This is a genomic window from Streptomyces sp. NPDC028298 (assembly GCF_055565895.1).
In genome coordinates, this window is sequence record NZ_JBVHTL010000005.1 from 229,035 (window position 1) to 248,285 (window position 19,251).

At 68.7% G+C, this 19,251-nt stretch carries 17 protein-coding genes and 1 tRNA gene; 10 read left to right on the plus strand and 8 right to left on the minus strand.

The annotated features are described in order from the left end of the window. Positions 1-324: 324 nt before the first annotated feature. From rsmG to rpmH, 6 genes are all read right to left on the minus strand, one after another. Positions 325-1,041 carry a 16S rRNA (guanine(527)-N(7))-methyltransferase RsmG gene (rsmG, locus tag ACZ4TO_RS23715; RefSeq protein ID WP_382783300.1) on the minus strand — a complete coding sequence of 239 codons (717 nt, stop codon included), beginning with the start codon at positions 1,039-1,041 and terminating at the stop codon, positions 325-327. 118 nt (positions 1,042-1,159) lie between these two features. Continuing rightward, positions 1,160-1,669: a Jag family protein gene (locus ACZ4TO_RS23720; RefSeq protein ID WP_382783303.1), complete on the minus strand. Its 510-nt coding sequence runs from the start codon at positions 1,667-1,669 to the stop codon at positions 1,160-1,162. Between the two features lie 15 nt (positions 1,670-1,684). Further along, positions 1,685-2,983, minus strand: a complete 1,299-nt coding sequence (gene yidC / locus ACZ4TO_RS23725; protein WP_382783306.1) for a membrane protein insertase YidC — start codon at positions 2,981-2,983, stop codon at positions 1,685-1,687. Between the two features lie 3 nt (positions 2,984-2,986). Then, on the minus strand, positions 2,987-3,340 hold the full coding sequence (gene yidD, locus ACZ4TO_RS23730) for a membrane protein insertion efficiency factor YidD (RefSeq protein WP_355768753.1): 354 nt from the start codon (positions 3,338-3,340) through the stop codon (positions 2,987-2,989). Then, positions 3,337-3,708 carry a ribonuclease P protein component gene (gene rnpA / locus ACZ4TO_RS23735; protein WP_382783311.1) on the minus strand — a complete coding sequence of 124 codons (372 nt, stop codon included), beginning with the start codon at positions 3,706-3,708 and terminating at the stop codon, positions 3,337-3,339. The genes yidD and rnpA overlap by 4 nt, the downstream gene beginning before the upstream one ends. 21 nt (positions 3,709-3,729) lie before the next feature. Continuing rightward, entirely contained in the window at positions 3,730-3,867 is a 138-nt protein-coding gene (gene rpmH, locus ACZ4TO_RS23740) for a 50S ribosomal protein L34 (protein WP_006381191.1), read from the minus strand. A gap of 398 nt (positions 3,868-4,265) precedes the next feature. Here rpmH and dnaA point away from each other — a divergent pair, with 398 nt between their 5' ends. From dnaA to ACZ4TO_RS23790, 10 genes are all read left to right on the plus strand, one after another. Further along, complete coding sequence (gene dnaA, locus ACZ4TO_RS23745; RefSeq protein ID WP_382783314.1) at positions 4,266-6,263, plus strand: chromosomal replication initiator protein DnaA; 1,998 nt, start codon at positions 4,266-4,268, stop codon at positions 6,261-6,263. Positions 6,264-7,366: 1,103 nt separating this feature from the next. Then, a complete protein-coding gene (gene dnaN / locus ACZ4TO_RS23750) occupies positions 7,367-8,497 on the plus strand; it encodes a DNA polymerase III subunit beta (protein ID WP_037614956.1) in 1,131 nt (376 codons plus the stop codon). 222 nt (positions 8,498-8,719) lie between these two features. Next, positions 8,720-9,595, plus strand: coding sequence for a phosphogluconate dehydrogenase (NAD(+)-dependent, decarboxylating) (gnd, locus tag ACZ4TO_RS23755; RefSeq protein WP_382783318.1), 876 nt, complete (start codon positions 8,720-8,722; stop codon positions 9,593-9,595). 141 nt (positions 9,596-9,736) lie between these two features. Next, positions 9,737-10,861: a DNA replication/repair protein RecF gene (recF, locus tag ACZ4TO_RS23760; protein ID WP_382783322.1), complete on the plus strand. Its 1,125-nt coding sequence runs from the start codon at positions 9,737-9,739 to the stop codon at positions 10,859-10,861. Next, positions 10,858-11,424 carry a DciA family protein gene (locus tag ACZ4TO_RS23765; protein ID WP_382783326.1) on the plus strand — a complete coding sequence of 189 codons (567 nt, stop codon included), beginning with the start codon at positions 10,858-10,860 and terminating at the stop codon, positions 11,422-11,424. Before recF ends, ACZ4TO_RS23765 begins: the two co-directional genes overlap by 4 nt. 795 nt (positions 11,425-12,219) lie before the next feature. Then, complete coding sequence (gyrB, locus tag ACZ4TO_RS23770) at positions 12,220-14,283, plus strand: DNA topoisomerase (ATP-hydrolyzing) subunit B (RefSeq protein WP_468025149.1); 2,064 nt, start codon at positions 12,220-12,222, stop codon at positions 14,281-14,283. Between the two features lie 42 nt (positions 14,284-14,325). After that, positions 14,326-16,917 carry a DNA gyrase subunit A gene (gyrA, locus tag ACZ4TO_RS23775; protein ID WP_382783330.1) on the plus strand — a complete coding sequence of 864 codons (2,592 nt, stop codon included), beginning with the start codon at positions 14,326-14,328 and terminating at the stop codon, positions 16,915-16,917. Positions 16,918-16,935: 18 nt separating this feature from the next. Continuing rightward, positions 16,936-17,658: a DUF3566 domain-containing protein gene (locus ACZ4TO_RS23780; protein WP_468025150.1), complete on the plus strand. Its 723-nt coding sequence runs from the start codon at positions 16,936-16,938 to the stop codon at positions 17,656-17,658. Positions 17,659-17,759: 101 nt separating this feature from the next. Beyond that, a tRNA-Ile gene (locus tag ACZ4TO_RS23785) sits at positions 17,760-17,836 on the plus strand. A 71-nt stretch (positions 17,837-17,907) separates the two neighbouring features. Further along, complete coding sequence (locus tag ACZ4TO_RS23790; RefSeq protein ID WP_382783335.1) at positions 17,908-18,075, plus strand: hypothetical protein; 168 nt, start codon at positions 17,908-17,910, stop codon at positions 18,073-18,075. On the opposite strand, the gene ACZ4TO_RS23795 is transcribed toward ACZ4TO_RS23790, so the two are convergent. Then, positions 18,072-18,266, minus strand: coding sequence for a hypothetical protein (locus tag ACZ4TO_RS23795; RefSeq protein ID WP_468025151.1), 195 nt, complete (start codon positions 18,264-18,266; stop codon positions 18,072-18,074). The genes ACZ4TO_RS23790 and ACZ4TO_RS23795 overlap by 4 nt on opposite strands. Positions 18,267-18,774: 508 nt before the next feature. Continuing rightward, a complete protein-coding gene (locus ACZ4TO_RS23800; protein ID WP_468025152.1) occupies positions 18,775-19,197 on the minus strand; it encodes a DUF6344 domain-containing protein in 423 nt (140 codons plus the stop codon). Positions 19,198-19,251 lie beyond the last annotated feature (54 nt).

A 19,251-nucleotide genomic window follows, 5' to 3' on the forward strand; every position in this document is an offset into this window, starting at 1 on the left:
GCGGGGTTCGGCCGCAGCTCGGCCGCGACTGATGATGCCGTGCAACAGTGAGCGACGTTTCACGTGAAACACGATGCCGAGCCGTCTGGATCATCACGGCACGACACTCCGATATGCGCAGGTTTGGCAGCTTTTGCGCAATAGGTCGCATCATCGGGATCATTCCGCCAGGAGTGAGAAACAACTCCTGGCTCCGAACAGAGAAACTCCCCGCCGCAGCCCGCCTTCACGCGGAGAGCTCCGGCCCCTTTCCCGGAGCCGAACGCGGAACTCCCGGCCCCCTCACAGGGGAACCGGGAGTCGCGGTGCTCGTGTCGCCCGGGATCAGCGTCGACGACGCGTCCGGCCCGTCCTGGCAGCCTTGGCCCGCTTCGCCGCGAAGCGCACACCGCCGGGGCTCTCGCCCACCTCCACCCGCACCACGGTGGACATCGGATCCACGATGCCCTCACCGACCTGCAGGATGGACGTCTCCACGGCACCGAGCTTGCTCAGCGCCGTGGCGGAGGCCTTCAGCTCCTCCTCGGCGGTGTCGCCCTTCAGGGCCAGCATCTCGCCGTACGGGCGCAGCAGCGGGATGCCCCACGTCGCCAGCCGGTCCAGCGGTGCGACCGCCCTGGCGGTCACCACGTGAACCGGCTGGAGCTTGCCCATGACCTCCTCGGCCCGGCCACGGACGACGGTCACGTGGTCGAGACCGAGCAGTTCCACGACCTCGGTGAGGAAGTTCGTCCGGCGCAGCAGGGGTTCGAGCAGAGTGATCTTGATGTCCTCCCTGACGAGCGCCAGGGGAATGCCGGGCAGCCCCGCACCGGAGCCGACATCGCACACGGTCACGCCCTCGGGCACGACCTCGGAGAGCACCGCGCAGTTCAGCAGATGCCGCTCCCAGAGCCGGGGCACTTCCCGGGGGCCGATCAGCCCACGCTGCACACCCGCCTCGGCCAGCAGTTCCGCGTACCGGACCGCATCCGCGAAGCGATCACCGAATACCTCGCGCGCCTGCTCGGGCGCGGGGGGAAGCTCCGCTGCCTCCGTCACGGGGGACCGTCCTTCCGTACCGCTTGAGCGCACTGAGCGCTGTTCACCAGGACTATCAGGCTGACAAAATTCGGCCCCGTCTGCGCAACAGACGGGGCCGAAGGAACGTACGTACCGATCAGGCAGGAAGCACGACGACGAAGCGCTGCGGCTCCTCGCCCTCGGACTCGCTGCGCAGGCCCGCGGCCTTGACCGCGTCGTGCACGACCTTGCGCTCGAACGGCGTCATCGGGTCCATCCGCACCGGCTCACCGGAGCTCTTGACCTCGGCGGCGGCCTTGGCACCCAGCTCGGAGAGCTCCTCGCGCTTCTTGGCCCGGAAACCCGCGATGTCCAGCATCAGCCGGCTGCGGTCCCCGGTCTCCCGGTGCACGGCCAGACGCGTGAGCTCCTGGAGCGCCTCCAGCACCTCGCCGTCCCGGCCGACCAGCTTCTGCAGGTCGCGGCCGCCCGAGTCGCTGATGATCGAGACAGCGGCGCGGTCGGCCTCGACGTCCATGTCGATGTCGCCGTCGAGATCGGCGATGTCGAGCAGACCCTCGAGGTAGTCCGCCGCGATCTCGCCCTCCTGCTCCAGGCGGGTCAGGGTGTCGCCCTCAGCGGCGGCGGAGGTGGTGCCTTCCGTCACGGGATGGACTCCTTCTTACTTCTTGGACGGGGACTTGGGCCGCTGCGGGCCCTTGCGCTGTCCGGACTGGGCCTTGCTGCGGGCGCCGGTACCGGGCTTGTTGCCGCCCCCGGAGGCCGGCTTGGCAGCGGCGGAGGGCTTGGCGTCCTGCGGCTCTTCGGACTTGCTCAGCGACGTCTTCGGCTCCGCGTCGTCGGCCGGCGCGCTGCTGGACGCCGCACCCGACTGACGCTGCGCCTTGGTCTGGCGCTTGGGCTGCTGACGCTTGGGAACGGCGGCCGCGGTGGTCGTGGTGCCGTCCTCGGACTCGATGACCGTCGTGTTCTCGCCGACCAGCACGGCGCCGTCGGGCTGGGCCACGAGGCCCGCCTTGGTGAGGCCGGTGATGAACTTGCGCTCGAACTCGTTGCGGTCGCGGCCCTTGGCGACGATGGCCTTCACGATGGCCTTCTCACCCCGGCCACGCGTCTTGCCGTGCGTCGTGACGTGCTTCTGCAGGCGCTCCAGGTACGCGGCCTGAGCCTTCGAGCCCGGGGTCGGGTTGTTGCGGATGACGTACATCTGCTGGCCCATGGTCCACACGTTGGTGGTCAGCCAGTAGATGAGGACACCGACGGGGAAGCGGATACCGAAGAAGGCGAACATGATCGGGAAGACGTACATCAGCATCTTCTGCTGCTGCATGAACGGCGTCTTCACCGTCGTGTCGACGTTCTTGGTCATCAGCTGGCGCTGCGTGTAGAACTGCGACCCCGACATCAGCACGATCATGATCGCGGTGACGACACGGACGTCGGTCAGCGAGGCGCCGAGCTTCTCGACGGTCGCCGCGCTGTCCAGGAACTTCGCGGCCAGCGGGGCGCCGAAGATGTGCGCCTTCTGCGCGCTCTCCAGGAGGCTCTGGTTGATGACACCCACGGTCTCGCCCGACGCGATGCCGTTGAGCACGTGGTACAGGGCGAAGAAGAACGGCGACTGCGCCAGGATGGGAAGGCACGAGGAGAGCGGGTTGGTGCCCGCGTCCTTGTACAGCTTCATCATCTCTTCGGACTGGCGCTGTTTGTCGTTCTTGTAGCGCTCCTGGATCTTCTTCATCTCGGGCTGCAGCGTCTGCATGGCCCGGGTCGCCTTGATCTGCTTCACGAAGAGCGGGATCAGGCAGATGCGGATCAGAATCACCAGGGACACGATGGACAAGCCCCAGGCCCACCCGGTGTCAGGGCCGAAAATGTGGCCGTACACCGTGTGGAACTGGACGATGACCCAGGAAACGGGTGTCGTGATGAAGCTGAAAAGACTGGCAATCGTGTCCACTAATCAAGCTCCTTGAGCATGGGACGGGGTCTCGGCGGCCGGGCTCGGGGCAGTGGGCTCCCCGATGGCCGGTTCGGCGGCGGAGGTCCCGCCCCTGCGTGCACGCCAGGCGTTACGCAGCAATTCGTGCCACCGCGGACGCTTGCGTGGCGGTACATGGTCCACACCGCCGAGCGACCACGGATTGCACCGGAGGATGCGCCAGGCGGTTAGTGCCGTTCCCTTGATCGCACCGTGCCGGTCGATGGCTGTGTAGCCGTATCGGGAGCACGACGGGTAGTACTTGCAGACCGGCCCGAGCAACGGGCTGATCGTCCACTGGTACAGCTTGATGAGCGCAAGCAGTGGGTACTTCATCGCGCGCCCCCTCCCAGCAGCCGCTGCAGGGCGGCATCCAGGTCTCGGGCCAGCTCTTCATGGTCGGCGTCACCCGCACCGGGCAGCGCTCGTACGACTACCAGGCTACCGGGGGGCAACAGGGCGACTCGGTCGCGCATCAGATGGCGAAGTCTGCGCTTCACCTTGTTGCGGACGACCGCTCCTCCCACGGCTTTGCTCACGACGAAACCCGCACGCGTCGAGGGAGCGCTCTCCCCAGGCGCGTGCGGGTCCGTTGCACCGCTACGTAGATGGACGACGAGAAGCGGGCGTCCGGCCCGGCGTCCTCGGCGTACCGCGGTCGCGAAGTCCTCGCGCCGCCTCAGCCGATGCTCGGTAGGCAGCACGAGATCATGACCTGTGAGTAATCAGGCGGACAGGCTGGCGCGACCCTTGCCACGGCGGTTCGCGAGAATCGCGCGGCCGGCACGGGTGCGCATCCGCAGGCGGAAGCCGTGGGTCTTGGCGCGACGACGGTTGTTCGGCTGGAAGGTGCGCTTGCTCACTCGGGGGCTCCAGAAAGAATCGGTGGTGGCGGGGTGCCGTCCTGGCTGTCACCGTGCGCCCACGAGGAAACTCGCATTACGCCCGAGTGCACCGCTTCCCAATCGCTCTTCGCGATCTGTGCCCATCGGAGGCAGGCGGCAGCAGCCATCGACAACTCGACCTGGTTACGGTACGCGCGGCTACGCCATCCGGTCAAACCAACCTCCGGCGGGGGACACTATCCACAGGCTGGGGACAACAACTTGAACCGCACCCGTCGCCCTGACTACCGTGGCTGAACTCCGATTCGTTCCCTTCTCGCCGCCCCAGCGGTTTTGTTCCCCCCGCCCCAAGCGACTGACTTCCCAACCTGTTCCCAGAACCACACGTTCGTGGGACCCGTGAGAGAGCGTGCCCCGTGGCTGACGTACCTGCCGATCTTGCCGCAGTGTGGCCACGCGTACTGGAACAACTGCTGGGTGAGGGCCGCGGGCAGGGTGTCGAGGGGAAGGACGAGCACTGGATCAAGCGGTGCCAGCCGCTGGCCCTCGTCGCGGACACCGCCCTGCTCGCCGTCCCCAACGAGTTCGCCAAGAACGTACTGGAAGGCCGGCTCGCCCCGATCGTCAGCGAGTCGCTGAGCCGCGAGTGCGGGCGCCCCATCCGGATCGCCATCACCGTCGACGACTCCGCGGGCGAGCCCTCCGTGCCCGCACCGCCCCGCTACGAGGAGCCCGAGCTCCCCGCCGGACCGGCCCAGGGCCGCGACCCGTACGAGAACCAGGGCCGTGAGGACCGCGGCGGCTACGACGGCGGCGCACAGTCCCGGGACGACCGCGGGGCCTACGAGGGCCAGGGACGGGACGAGCGGGGCGGCTACGACGCCGGCCAGGGCCGTGACGACCGCGGCGGGTACGAACCGCAGGGCCGCGAGGAGCGTGCTCCGTACAACTCCCGTCGCGACGGCTACGAGGGCTACGGCCGCCACCGCGCCGACGACCACCGCGGCGGGCGCGCCGAGCCGCTGCCCGGTGCCCCCGGCGACCAGCTCCCGACCGCCCGTCCCGCGTACCCGGACTACCAGCGTCCGGAGCCGGGCGCGTGGCCGCGCCACTCCCAGGACGACTACGGCTGGCAGCAGCAGCGCCTCGGCTTCCCCGAGCGCGACCCCTACGCCTCGCCGCAGCAGGACTACCGGCCGCAGTCGGTGGAGCGCCCGTCCTACGAGCAGCAGCGCCCCGACTACGACCAGCGCTCCGACCGCCGCGATCTGCAGGACCCCGCCGACGGCGGCCAGGGCCGCAGGGGCGTCCCCTCGCTGCCGTCCACGGGCGGTGCCCCCGGTTCGAAGTCCGGGCAGCCCGCGTCGGCCCCTGGCGAGCCCACCGCCCGGCTGAACCCGAAGTACCTCTTCGACACGTTCGTGATCGGCGCCTCGAACCGCTTCGCGCACGCGGCCGCCGTGGCCGTCGCCGAGGCGCCGGCGAAGGCGTACAACCCCCTCTTCATCTACGGGGAGTCGGGACTCGGCAAGACGCACCTGCTGCACGCGATCGGGCACTACGCGCGCAGCCTCTACCCGGGCACCCGGGTGCGGTACGTGAGCTCGGAGGAGTTCACCAACGAGTTCATCAACTCCATCCGCGACGGCAAGGGCGACAGCTTCCGCAAGCGGTACCGGGAGATGGACATCCTGCTCGTCGACGACATCCAGTTCCTCGCGGACAAGGAGTCGACGCAGGAGGAGTTCTTCCACACCTTCAACACCCTGCACAACGCGAACAAGCAGATCGTGCTCTCCAGCGACCGGCCGCCCAAGCAGCTCGTCACCCTGGAGGACCGGCTGCGCAACCGCTTCGAGTGGGGTCTGATCACCGACGTCCAGCCGCCCGAGCTGGAGACCCGTATCGCCATCCTCCGCAAGAAGGCGGTCCAGGAGCAGCTCAACGCCCCGCCGGAGGTGCTGGAGTTCATCGCGTCCCGGATCTCGCGCAACATCCGCGAGCTGGAGGGCGCGCTGATCCGGGTGACGGCGTTCGCGTCGCTCAACCGGCAGCCGGTGGACCTCGGTCTGACGGAGATCGTCCTCAAGGACCTGATCCCCGGCGGCGAGGACTCGGCCCCCGAGATCACGGCGACCGCGATCATGGCGTCCACCGCCGACTACTTCGGGCTCACGGTGGACGATCTGTGCGGGTCCTCGCGCAGCCGGGTGCTGGTGACGGCGCGGCAGATCGCCATGTACCTGTGCCGTGAGCTCACGGATCTGTCGCTGCCGAAGATCGGAGCGCAGTTCGGCGGCCGCGACCACACGACGGTGATGCACGCGGACCGCAAGATCCGCGCGCTGATGGCCGAGCGCCGCTCCATCTACAACCAGGTCACCGAGCTCACGAACCGCATCAAGAACGGCTGACGCGGGCCGGCGCCGGCCCGCGGAGCAAGACCGCCCGAAGGGGGCCAGGGACATCGTCCTTGGCCCCCTTCGCCGTTCCCTCGGTCCCTTCCGGCTCTTGTTTCCCGCTCCCGTTCCGTCTTCCCGCCCTCGGCGCACGCCCCTGTTCCGCACCGGTTCACACGCTCCACGAGGATGCCCAGGGTTCTCTCCGTGGGCTCCGGAGCCGCCTCCCGCGGGCCCCGGAGCCGCCTCCCGAGAGCTCCGGGGCCGGGTTCAGGGGGCTCTGGAGCCGGCTTCCGGGGGTTCCGGGCCCGTCATCGGCGCTACCGATCCGACATCTGCTGTTCGAATCCGAGCCGGGTTACGGCCACTCTCCACAGATGTGGTGACTTTTTTCCTTCCACATCCTGGGGACTGGGAAGTTGTCCAGATCGTTTCCACAGGTAGCACTGTTGAAAGGTCATCAGACCAGGTCAGCCGCCTGTGGATTCGTGGATGAAGACTCTCCACAGGCTGTGGACGAAGAGAAGATCCACAGGCTGTGCACCAAGTTGTCCACCGGCGACCCACAGGCTGGGGCCGGTTGTCCCCAGCGATCCCCAGCTTCTCCACATGCCTGTCCACTGTTCGGCAACCCGCCGCGCCATCTCACCGCGTCGAGTGAAAGGCGTCACACCGAGGTGCCGGATTGGCCTGTGGGGAACGGGGGTAAAGCTGGGGACGATGCTGGGGAGAAGTCGCCCCCGGCTGTGGACCGAGTGTGCAGAACTTTTTGTTCTCCACAGAGACCCCGAGTTGTCCACCGCCTCCACCCACAGGGTCGGTGGACAAAAAATCGCCTCTGAGCTGCGAAAACGGGGTTATCCACGGTATCCACAGGCCCTACTACTAAGACCAACTAGAGAGAGCCTGGGAATCGTTTCGAAGTGGGGGCTGTGCACAACTTGCCCTCGGCGGCTCGACTGCCGCTCGGCACGACTTGACCCCGAGGGGCAACGACTGTCAGCGCGGTGCGTCAGACTGGTCCCCGGTGTCCTTCCCCGAACCAGTCGGGACGACACCGAGTCAGACGACGAAGGCCAGCAGGGCGAGAGCGCCGGCAACAGACGGAGGCGGCAACGGTGAAGATCCGGGTGGAACGCGACGTACTCGCGGAGGCAGTGGCCTGGGCGGCACGCAGCCTCCCGGCCCGTCCGCCGGCTCCTGTCCTCGCCGGCCTCCTTCTGAAGGCCGAAGAGGGCGCGCTGAGCCTCTCCAGCTTCGACTACGAGGTCTCGGCCCGGGTCTCCGTGGACGCGGAGATCGACGAGGAGGGCACGGTCCTCGTGTCCGGCCGCCTCCTCGCGGACATCTGCCGCGCGCTCCCCAACCGGCCGGTGGAGATTTCCACAGACGGTGTACGGGCGACCGTGGTCTGCGGCTCCTCGCGGTTCACACTCCACACCCTGCCTGTGGAGGAGTACCCGGCACTGCCCCAGATGCCGTCCGCGACCGGCACCGTCCCCGGTGAGGTCTTCGCCTCCGCCGCCGCCCAGGTGGCCATCGCCGCCGGGCGCGACGACACGCTCCCGGTGCTCACCGGTGTGCGCATCGAGATCGAGGGCGACAAGGTCACCCTGGCGTCCACCGACCGGTACCGCTTCGCGGTCCGTGAGTTCCTGTGGAAGCCGGAGAACCCCGAGGCGTCCGCGGTCGCCCTGGTGCCCGCCAAGACGCTCCTGGACACCGCCAAGGCCCTCACGGGCGGCGACAGCGTGATCCTGGCGCTGTCCGGCTCCGGCGCGGGCGAGGGACTCATCGGCTTCGAGGGCGCCGGGCGTCGTACGACCACCCGTCTGCTCGAAGGCGACCTCCCGAAGTACCGCTCGCTGTTCCCGACGGAGTTCAACTCGGTCGCCGTCATCGAGACCGCCCCCTTCGTGGAGGCCGTCAAGCGTGTGGCCCTGGTCGCCGAGCGCAACACCCCCGTGCGGCTGAGCTTCGAGCAGGGCGTGCTGATCCTGGAGGCCGGTTCCAGCGACGACGCACAGGCTGTGGAAAGGGTCGACGCCCAGCTCGAGGGCGACGACGTCTCGATCGCCTTCAACCCGACGTTCCTGCTCGACGGCCTGAGCGCCATCGACTCCCCGGTGGCCCAGCTCTCCTTCACGACGTCCACGAAGCCGGCGCTGCTCAGCGGCAAGCCCGCCGTGGACGCCGAGGCGGACGAGGCCTACAAGTACCTGATCATGCCGGTGCGCCTGTCCGGCTGACCTCGCGGCCCGCCGGTCCTCGGGGCCGGCGGTCCTCGGGGCCGGCGGTCCTCGGGGCCGGCGGGCACACCGCGGGCGGGCATACGTCTGAGCGGGTATGCCCACAGATGTGCGTGAGTTTCCACCGGTGCCCGAAAGGCGTGGGTGGTACCCCCCGGTCTAGGCTCGGACCCAGGTACGAGAGTGCCCTCACGCCACGTCGCAACCCCTAAGGAACAACTGATGGAGCTCGGTCTCGTCGGCCTCGGCAAGATGGGCGGCAACATGCGCGAGCGGATCCGCCGCGCAGGTCACACCGTCATCGGATACGACCGCAACCCGGACCTCGCCGATGTCCACAGCCTGGAAGAACTTGTGGGCAAGCTCAAGGGCCCGCGCGTGGTGTGGGTCATGGTCCCCGCGGGCGCCGCGACCCAGTCCACCGTCGACGAGCTGGCCGCCCTGCTGGAGCCTGGTGACGTCGTCGTGGACGGCGGCAACTCGCGCTGGACGGACGACGAGAAGCACGCCGTCGAGCTGGGCATCAAGGGCATCGGCTTCGTCGACTGCGGTGTCTCCGGCGGTGTCTGGGGCCTGGAGAACGGCTACGCGCTGATGTACGGCGGCCACGCCGAGCACGTCGCCGCGGTGCAGCCGATCTTCGACGCCCTCAAGCCCGAGGGCGACTTCGGAGCCGTGCACGCCGGCAAGGTCGGCGCGGGCCACTTCGCGAAGATGGTCCACAACGGCATCGAGTACGCGATGATGCAGGCTTACGCCGAGGGCTGGGAACTGCTCGAGAAGGTCGACTCCGTCACGGACGTGCGCGAGGTCTTCCGTTCCTGGCAGGAAGGCACGGTCATCCGCTCCTGGCTGCTCGACCTCGCCGTCAACGCCCTGGACGAGGACGAGCACCTGGAGAAGCTCAAGGGCTTCGCGCAGGACTCCGGCGAGGGCCGGTGGACGGTGGAGGCCGCCATCGACCACGCGGTGCCGCTGCCCGCGATCACCGCGTCGCTCTTCGCCCGCTTCGCCTCGCGGCAGGACGACTCGCCGCAGATGAAGATGATCGCGGCACTGCGCAACCAGTTCGGCGGCCACGCCGTCGAGAAGGCCTGATCGAGGCCCCGGGTTCTCCACACCCGGGGTGACCCGGTTGTCCACAGCCGGGGGAAGAACCTGAGGACCGGGGTCCGCACGGACCCCGGGGAGAACCCGCAACACCCGAAACACCACGCTGGGGGAGGTCGGCGAACGACCATGCACGTCACGCATCTGTCGCTGGCCGACTACCGCTCGTACGCCCGGGTCGAGGTCCCGCTCGACCCGGGCGTCACCGCGTTCGTGGGGCCCAACGGACAGGGCAAGACGAACCTGGTCGAGGCCGTCGGCTATCTCGCGACCCTCGGCAGCCACCGCGTCTCCTCGGACGCGCCGCTGGTACGCATGGGCGCCGACCGGGCGATCATCCGGGCCAACGTCCGCCAGGGAGAGCGCCAGCAGCTCATCGAGCTGGAGCTGAACCCGGGCAAGGCCAACCGTGCCCGCATCAACAGGTCCTCCCAGGTCAGGCCCCGTGACGTCCTCGGCATCGTACGAACCGTCCTGTTCGCGCCCGAGGACCTCGCCCTCATCAAGGGCGATCCCGGGGAGCGCCGCCGGTTCCTCGACGAACTGATCACCGCCCGCTCCCCGCGCATGGCCGGTGTCCGGTCCGACTACGACCGGGTCCTCAAACAGCGCAACACCCTCCTGAAGTCCGCCGCGCTGGCCCGCCGGCACGGCGGCCGCACCATGGACCTGTCCACGCTCGACGTGTGGGACCAGCACCTCGCGCGCGTGGGCGCCGAGCTGATGGCCCAGCGGCTCGACCTGGTCGCCGCGCTCCAGCCGCTCGCCGACAAGGCGTACGAGCAGCTCGCGCCCGGCGGCGGCCCCCTCGCCCTGGAGTACAGGGCGTCCTCGCCCGGCGTCGTCGGCCACGCCCGCGAGGAGCTCCACGGACAGCTCATGACCGCCATGGAGGAGGCCCGCAAGGCGGAGATCGAACGCGGGGTGACGCTCGTGGGTCCCCACCGGGACGATCTCGTCCTCAAGCTCGGCCAGCTGCCCGCCAAGGGGTACGCCTCGCACGGCGAGTCCTGGTCCTACGCGCTCTCGCTGCGCCTCGCCTCGTACGACCTGCTCAGGGCCGAGGGCAACGAGCCGGTGCTGGTCCTCGACGACGTGTTCGCGGAGCTGGACAGCCGCCGACGCGAGCGCCTCGCGGAGCTCGTCGCCCCCGGTGAGCAGGTCCTCGTGACCGCCGCCGTGGACGACGACGTACCGGATGTCCTGACCGGGGCGCGGTACGCCGTGTCCGAAGGCACGGTGGAGCGCCTATGACGGAGAACACACCGGGAGCCGGTGCCGAGGGCGCCGCGCCCCGCAAGAAGACCCCGGAGCCGTCCGGCGTCGACCTCGCGCGCGTGGCGCTGCGTGCCGCGAAGGAACAGGCACGCGCGCGTGGGGACGCGGCCCAGCAGAAGAAGCAGGCGCGTCGCGGCGGCGGTCTGCGCTCCGGTTCGGGAGCCGACGGGCGCGACCCCATGGCGCTCGGCTCCGCGATCAACCGGCTGCTCACCGAGCGCGGCTGGGAGACCCCGGCCGCGGTGGGCGGCGTGATGGGCCGCTGGCCGGAGATCGTCGGCGACGACCTGGCCAAGCACTGCGTTCCCCTGCGCTACGACGACGACCCGTCCGAGCGGGTGCTCACCGTGCAGTGCGACTCGACCGCGTGGGCCACCCAGCTCCGCCTCCTGGCGCCGCAGCTCGTCGCGCGGCTCAACCAGGACCTCGGGCACGGCACCGTGCGCCTGATCAAGGTCCAGGGGCCCACGGGCCCCACCCGCCGCTACGGGCCGCTGCGCGCCCCGGGCAGCAAGGGGCCCGGCGACACCTACGGGTGACCGGCGGCGCCGGGTGAGCGGTCGGACCGCGCGGTCCGCCGAGGCGGGCGACCACCCAGGCCGCGCAGTGCGCCGAGGCCGGTGACCACTGGGGCCGGGGGGTGTCGGCCGAGTCGGCCGACCGCCTGTCTGTCCGTCCGGGAGATCGTGGGCGCCCCGGGCCGTCGACGATGGACGATTTCCGGCCGTCGTCCGATGCCGGGCCGAGCCCTGCCGCGCCCCGCTCCGCGGTGTGTGCCGCCGCCGCGCGGCACGGGAGGCGACCGACCACCGCGCGTCCGAACGTTTCGCCGAACCGGCCCGTGGTCGGCCCCATGTTCGCGCGGCTGCTCGCCGGCCCTCGCCCGAAGGGTGCGAGCCTCCCCGGCACCCTCTCCCCGGTGTTTCGGAAAACCACCCATAATCGCTGGTCAGAGGCCTGTCCATGCCCGCCCGAAGGCGGTGTTCCCCACCTGGTGGGACGCCGCTCGGCGGGCTCCGGCGGGCCTTCTCCGGTGCCCGCGCGCGACCGTCGACGGCGACCTGACCCGTCAGTAGTCGGGGGTTGACACTCGGAAGGGCTGAGTGCCGCTGTAAGCCTCTTTGGGCCCGGGTCCGCATATGGGGAGTCGGGCGAGACCGGTTCAGGGCGGCACATGCGGACTCAGGTACCGGCAAACCCCCATCACTGTCAGCGCTACCGGTAGACTGGAAGCTAATCCCGCCCCACTAGTGGGACGCACCGAGCAACGCTGACTAAGGCTTACCACCGCAACACGCCGCAGCCGCTCCGGCCACCCGCCGGGAGTTCGGCTTGTGCTGTGCCAGAAAGGGCGCTTCGTGGCCGATTCCGGCAACCCCAACGAGAACATCCCGTCCACCGACGCCGGCGCGAACGGCGAGGTCACATCCTCGTACGACGCCAGTGCCATCACCGTCCTCGAGGGTCTGGACGCGGTCCGCAAGCGACCTGGCATGTACATCGGCTCGACCGGTGAGCGTGGACTTCACCACCTGGTGTACGAGGTGGTGGACAACTCGGTCGACGAGGCGCTGGCAGGCCACGCGGACACGATCGAGGTCACGATCCTCCCGGACGGCGGCGTGCGCGTCGTCGACAACGGCCGCGGCATCCCGGTGGGCATCGTCGCCTCCGAGGGCAAGCCGGCCCTCGAGGTCGTGCTGACCGTGCTGCACGCGGGCGGCAAGTTCGGCGGCGGCGGATACGCGGTCTCCGGCGGTCTGCACGGCGTCGGTGTCTCCGTCGTCAACGCCCTGTCGAGCAAGGTCTCCGTCGAGGTCAGGACGGACGGCCACCGCTGGACGCAGGACTACAAGATGGGCGTCCCGACCGCCCCGCTGGCCCAGCACGAGGCGATCGCCGACACCGGCACGTCGGTCACCTTCTGGGCCGACGCGGACATCTTCGAGACCACGGAGTACTCCTTCGAGACGCTCTCGCGGCGCTTCCAGGAGATGGCGTTCCTCAACAAGGGCCTGACGATCAAGCTCACCGACGAGCGCGAGTCGGCGAAGGCCACCTCCGGCGCCGACGAGGCGGGCGCCGACGAGAAGGCCGAGGTCAAGACCGTCACGTACCACTACGAAGGCGGCATCGTCGACTTCGTGAAGTACCTCAACTCCCGCAAGGGAGACGCGGTGCACCCCACCGTCATCGACCTGGAGGCGGAGGACAAGGACAAGAGCCTGTCCCTCGAGGTCGCGATGCAGTGGAACAGCGGCTACAGCGAGGGCGTGTACTCCTTCGCCAACATCATCCACACCCACGAGGGCGGTACGCACGAGGAGGGCTTCCGTGCGGCGCTGACCTCCCTCATCAACAAGTACGCGCGCGACAAGAAGCTGCTCCGCGAGAAGGACGACAACCTCACGGGCGACGACATCCGCGAGGGTCTGACCGCGATCATCTCGGTCAAGCTGAGCGAGCCTCAGTTCGAGGGCCAGACGAAGACCAAGCTGGGCAACACGGAGGCCAAGACCTTCGTGCAGAAGGCGGTCTACGAACACCTCAACGACTGGCTGGACCGCAACCCGAACGAGGCCGCGGACATCATCCGCAAGTCCATCCAGGCGGCCACCGCGCGCGTGGCGGCCCGCAAGGCGCGTGACCTCACCCGCCGCAAGGGCCTCCTGGAGTCGGCGTCCCTGCCGGGCAAGCTCTCCGACTGCCAGTCGAACGATCCCACCAAGTGCGAGATCTTCATCGTCGAGGGTGACTCCGCCGGCGGCTCGGCCAAGTCCGGCCGCAACCCGCAGTACCAGGCGATCCTCCCGATCCGGGGAAAGATCCTCAACGTCGAGAAGGCGCGGATCGACAAGATCCTGCAGAACCAGGAGATCCAGGCGCTGATCTCCGCCTTCGGCACCGGAGTCCACGAGGACTTCGACATCGAGAAGCTCCGCTATCACAAGATCATTCTGATGGCGGACGCCGACGTCGACGGCCAGCACATCAACACCCTGCTGCTGACCTTCCTGTTCCGCTTCATGCGGCCCCTGGTCGAGGCCGGGCACGTGTTCCTCTCCCGTCCGCCGCTCTACAAGATCAAGTGGGGCCGGGACGACTTCGAGTACGCGTACTCGGACCGCGAGCGCGACGCCCTCATCGAACTCGGCCGCCAGGCGGGCAAGCGCGTCCGCGAGGACTCGATCCAGCGGTTCAAGGGTCTCGGTGAGATGAACGCCGAGGAGCTGCGCATCACGACCATGGACCAGGAGCACCGCGTCCTCGGTCAGGTCACGCTCGACGACGCCGCCCAGGCCGACGACCTCTTCTCCGTCCTCATGGGCGAGGACGTCGAGGCCCGCCGCGCGTTCATCCAGCGCAACGCCAAGGACGTCCGCTTCCTCGACATCTGAGTCGGTCTCAGCTGACCGCGTCAGAAAGGATCTTCACCAGCAATGGCCGACGAGAACATTCCCAGCATTCCCGAAGAGAGCGATATCGCCCTGCGCATCGAGCCCGTCGGGCTCGAGACGGAGATGCAGCGCTCGTACCTCGACTACGCGATGTCCGTCATCGTGTCGCGCGCCCTGCCCGACGTACGGGACGGTCTCAAGCCCGTCCACCGCCGCGTCCTGTACGCGATGTACGACGGCGGCTACCGGCCCGAGAAGGGCTTCTACAAGTGCGCCCGCGTCGTCGGCGACGTCATGGGCAACTACCACCCGCACGGCGACTCCTCGATCTACGACGCGCTGGTCCGCCTCGCGCAGCCGTGGTCGATGCGCATGCCGCTGGTGGACTCCAACGGCAACTTCGGATCTCCCGGCAACGACCCGGCGGCCGCGATGCGGTACACCGAGTGCAAGATGATGCCGCTGTCCATGGAGATGGTCCGCGACATCGACGAGGAGACCGTCGACTTCACGGACAACTACGACGGACGCTCCCAGGAGCCGACCGTCCTGCCGGCCCGCTTCCCGAACCTGCTGATCAACGGCTCCGCCGGTATCGCCGTGGGCATGGCGACCAACATCCCGCCGCACAACCTGCGCGAGGTCGCGGCCGGTGCCCAGTGGTACCTGGAGAACCCCGAGGCCTCCCACGAGGAGCTCCTGGACGCGCTGATCGAGCGCATCAAGGGCCCCGACTTCCCGAGCGGCGCCCTGGTGGTGGGCCGCAAGGGCATCGAGGAGGCGTACCGCACGGGCCGTGGCTCCATCACGATGCGCGCGGTCGTCGAGGTCGAGGAGATCCAGAACCGCCAGTGCCTGGTGGTCACGGAACTCCCGTACCAGGTCAACCCCGACAACCTCGCGCAGAAGATCGCCGACCTCGTCAAGGACGGCAAGGTCGGCGGCATCGCGGACGTCCGGGACGAGACCAGCTCGCGCACCGGCCAGCGGCTCGTGATCGTCCTCAAGCGGGACGCCGTCGCCAAGGTGGTCCTGAACAACCTCTACAAGCACACCGACCTGCAGACGAACTTCGGCGCGAACATGCTGGCGCTCGTCGACGGCGTGCCGCGCACCCTCTCCCTGGACGCGTTCATCCGCCACTGGGTGACGCACCAGATCGAGGTCATCGTCCGCCGGACGAAGTTCCGGCTGCGCAAGGCCGAGGAGCGCGCGCACATCCTGCGCGGCCTCCTGAAGGCCCTGGACGCCATCGACGAGGTCATCGCGCTCATCCGGCGCAGCGACACCGTGGAGATCGCTCGAGAGGGCCTGATGGGCCTCCTGGAGATCGACGAGATCCAGGCGAACGCGATCCTCGAGATGCAGCTCCGCCGACTGGCCGCCCTGGAGCGTCAGAAGATCATCCAGGAGCACGACGAGCTCCAGGCCAAGATCCGCGAGTACAACGAGATCCTCGCCTCGCCGGTGCGCCAGCGCGGCATCATCAGCGAGGAGCTCGCCGCGATCGTCGAGAAGTTCGGCGACGACCGCCGCTCCAAGCTGGTGCCCTTCGACGGTGACATGTCCATCGAGGACCTGATCGCCGAAGAGGACATCGTCGTCACCATCACGCGCGGTGGCTACATCAAGCGCACCAAGACGGAGGACTACCGCTCGCAGAAGCGGGGCGGCAAGGGTGTCCGCGGCACGAAGCTGAAGCAGGACGACATCGTCGACCACTTCTTCGTGTCGACGACGCACCACTGGCTGCTGTTCTTCACGAACAAGGGCCGGGTCTACCGCGCCAAGGCCTACGAGCTCCCGGACGCCGGCCGTGACGCGCGTGGACAGCACGTCGCCAACCTGCTGGCCTTCCAGCCGGACGAGGCGATCGCCGAGATCCTCGCGATCCGCGACTACGAGGCCGCGCCGTATCTGGTGCTCGCCACCAAGGGCGGACTGGTCAAGAAGACGCCGCTCAAGGATTACGATTCGCCCCGTGCCGGGGGTGTCATCGCGATCAACCTGCGCGAGACGGAGGACGGATCCGACGACGAACTGATCGGAGCCGAGCTGGTCTCCGCAGAGGATGATCTGCTTCTGATCAGCAAGAAGGCGCAGTCGATCAGGTTCACGGCGACGGATGACGCCTTGCGACCGATGGGCCGTGCGACCTCGGGCGTCAAGGGGATGAGCTTCCGCGAGAGCGACGAGCTTCTCTCGATGAATGTTGTTCGACCCGGTACGTTCGTGTTCACTGCCACAGACGGTGGGTACGCGAAGCGGACCGCCGTCGACGAGTACCGCGTCCAGGGTCGCGGCGGCCTCGGAATCAAGGCCGCCAAGATCGTCGAGGACCGCGGGTCCCTCGTCGGCGCGCTGGTGGTCGAGGAGACCGACGAGATCCTCGCCATCACACTGTCCGGTGGTGTGATTCGTACGCGAGTCAACGAGGTCAGGGAGACGGGCCGTGACACCATGGGCGTCCAACTGATCAACCTGGGCAAGCGCGATGCCGTGGTCGGCATCGCTCGTAACGCCGAGGCCGGCCGGGAGGCGGAGGAGGTCGACGGTGACGAAGCCGTGGACGAGACCGCCGAAGGCGTCGAGGCCGTCGGTACGGAAGAGGGCGAGCCGTCCTCGGCCGAGTAGCGCGAGGAGTGAGTCGTCGTGAGTGGAGCCACGGGCGCCGGATCGACCGGTACGGAAACGGACGGCGGCCGTGGCACCGCCATGGACGGGACTGACTCCCATGACTCTCATGGATCCCAGGGGGGAACTGTGACGGACACCCGAGGCCAGCAGGCCCAGCAGCACGCGGGCGGGCAGGCGGCCCCGGCCGGGGCCCCGGTGGCCCCGGGCACGCCGCCGGGGGCACCGCCGGCGGCGGCATCACCGCTGCCGGGCGAGCGCCACGCGCAGCAGCCCGCCCAGCCGTATCACCCGCCGCAGGCGTACCCGGCGCAGCAGCAGCCGGCGGGCGCGGTCCGCAGGCCCCGCACCGGCGCGCGCACGACGCCGCGGGTGCGCAAGGCACGGCTGCGGGTGGCCAAGGCCGACCCGTGGTCGGTGATGAAGGTCAGCTTCCTGCTCTCCATCGCGCTCGGCATCTGCACGATCGTGGCGGCGGCGGTGCTGTGGATGGTCATGGACGCGATGGGCGTCTTCTCGACCGTCGGCGGCACGATCTCCGAGGCGACCGGGTCGAACGAGTCCAACGGCTTCGACCTCCAGTCGTTCCTCTCGCTCCCGCACGTCCTGATGTTCACGTCGGTCATCGCGGTCATCGACGTGGTCCTCGCGACCGCTCTGGCGACCCTGGGGGCGTTCATCTACAACCTCTCCGCCGGCTTCGTCGGCGGCGTGGAGCTGACCCTCGCAGAGGACGAGTGAGGGCGCGTTCAAACGCCCTCCGACTATCGATTTTGGGACTGGCCGCGTCGTGCGCTAATCTTCAGAGGTCAGCGCGCGGGACACACACCGCAAAGCGCGGCGGGGCTATAGCTCAGTTGGTTAGAGCGCATCCCTGATAAGGATGAGGCCACAGGTTCAAATCCTGTTAGCCCCACCAGTGCAAAGGCCCCCGGTCCACTCGGACCGGGGGCCTTTGACATCTACAGCTGACATCAACCAAGAGGCGCGATGACGGATCCCGATGAAGTCGATCCCCGCTACGACGATCCGTATGAACGCGGGAAGCTCGATCGGGCATCCTGCGGCTGGATCTTCATGGGTGGATGCCTCCTCGTGGTGCTCGCGTCGATCGTGATGATGGTGGGGTTCGCGGCGGCGATGGGTGCCCAGCGCTAACCGATGAGTGGGTCTTCCAGCAGCTCAGCCAGAAGCACCACGGCGTCCCGTTCGTCGGAGCCCACCACGTGCGTGTAGACGTCCATGGTCATGCTGATCTGGAGCCACAGCCACAGCCACAGCCACGGCCACAGCCACAGCCACAGCCGCGGTGCTGGAGCCGGTATCGGGACCGGCACCGGAGCTGACATCGGCACTGGGACCGGCACCGACGCCCCTACCGGCACTGTGGCGACGGCGATCCCTTCGAGCGCGGGAAGCCCGCCCGGTCCCGTGCGGTGCCGTCGGAGCCGCGCATGTCGAAGGCCCGGCGGCTCTTTCGAGTCGCCGGGCCTTTGCCCTGGGTGCTTTGTACGCAAGTTCGCCGCTACTTCAGGGTGTCTGTGAGGGGGGCACGGGCTGGGTCACGGGCCACACGCCGCGGAGTGCGCGACGGGCCGCGTGGGCAGCCGGGTGGAACAGCAGGAGGAGAGAGGCTGAGCACCGTCGGGTCCCGGACCTGCCGGGGCGTTACGGAGCTTCAGAGAGCGTTACGGAGCTGGAGCTTCACGGAGCTTCACGGGGCTTCCGAGATCTTTCCGGAGCATCCCGGAGCATCCCGGGGCTTCACGGGGCCTTACGAAGCTGTACGGAGCTGTACGGAGCCGGAGCGTCACGGTCTTCGAGCGCTTCGTGGAGTCGCCCGCTTCGGTGCCTTGCTCAGCGTTGGAGCTGTGTCACCGGCGTGAGGGCCCCCAGCGGCTCCGTGCCGGGCGCCGCGAGGGCCTCCGGCCCTGAACAGGCGTCGGGCTCCGCGAGGCCTTCCAGACTGCCGAGAGCGGCGGCGTCCGCCGTGGCCTCGTCAGCGGGTGCGCGGTGGCGGCAGCTCGGCGAGGAACCGTGCGCCTCGGCGCGGATGCGTTGCTTCATCGTGGGGGGCAGGGCCCGACTGTAGGACCAGGCCCAGGAGGCCGGGGCCGGGGCGATCACCGGAGCCGCCACCGAGGTCTCGGTGTTGCGGGTCGGCGCGGCCTGCGGTACCGCGGCGGCCGCGGTGGTGGTGACGAGTCCGAGCGTCGTGCACAGCGCCAGGAAGGCGGTGACGATCGCGCTCCACAGCTTCATGACCTTGTTCTGGGTCACGGCCCCTCACTTTCGGGTCGGGCGATTTGCGTACTTTCCTCATGATGTGTATGC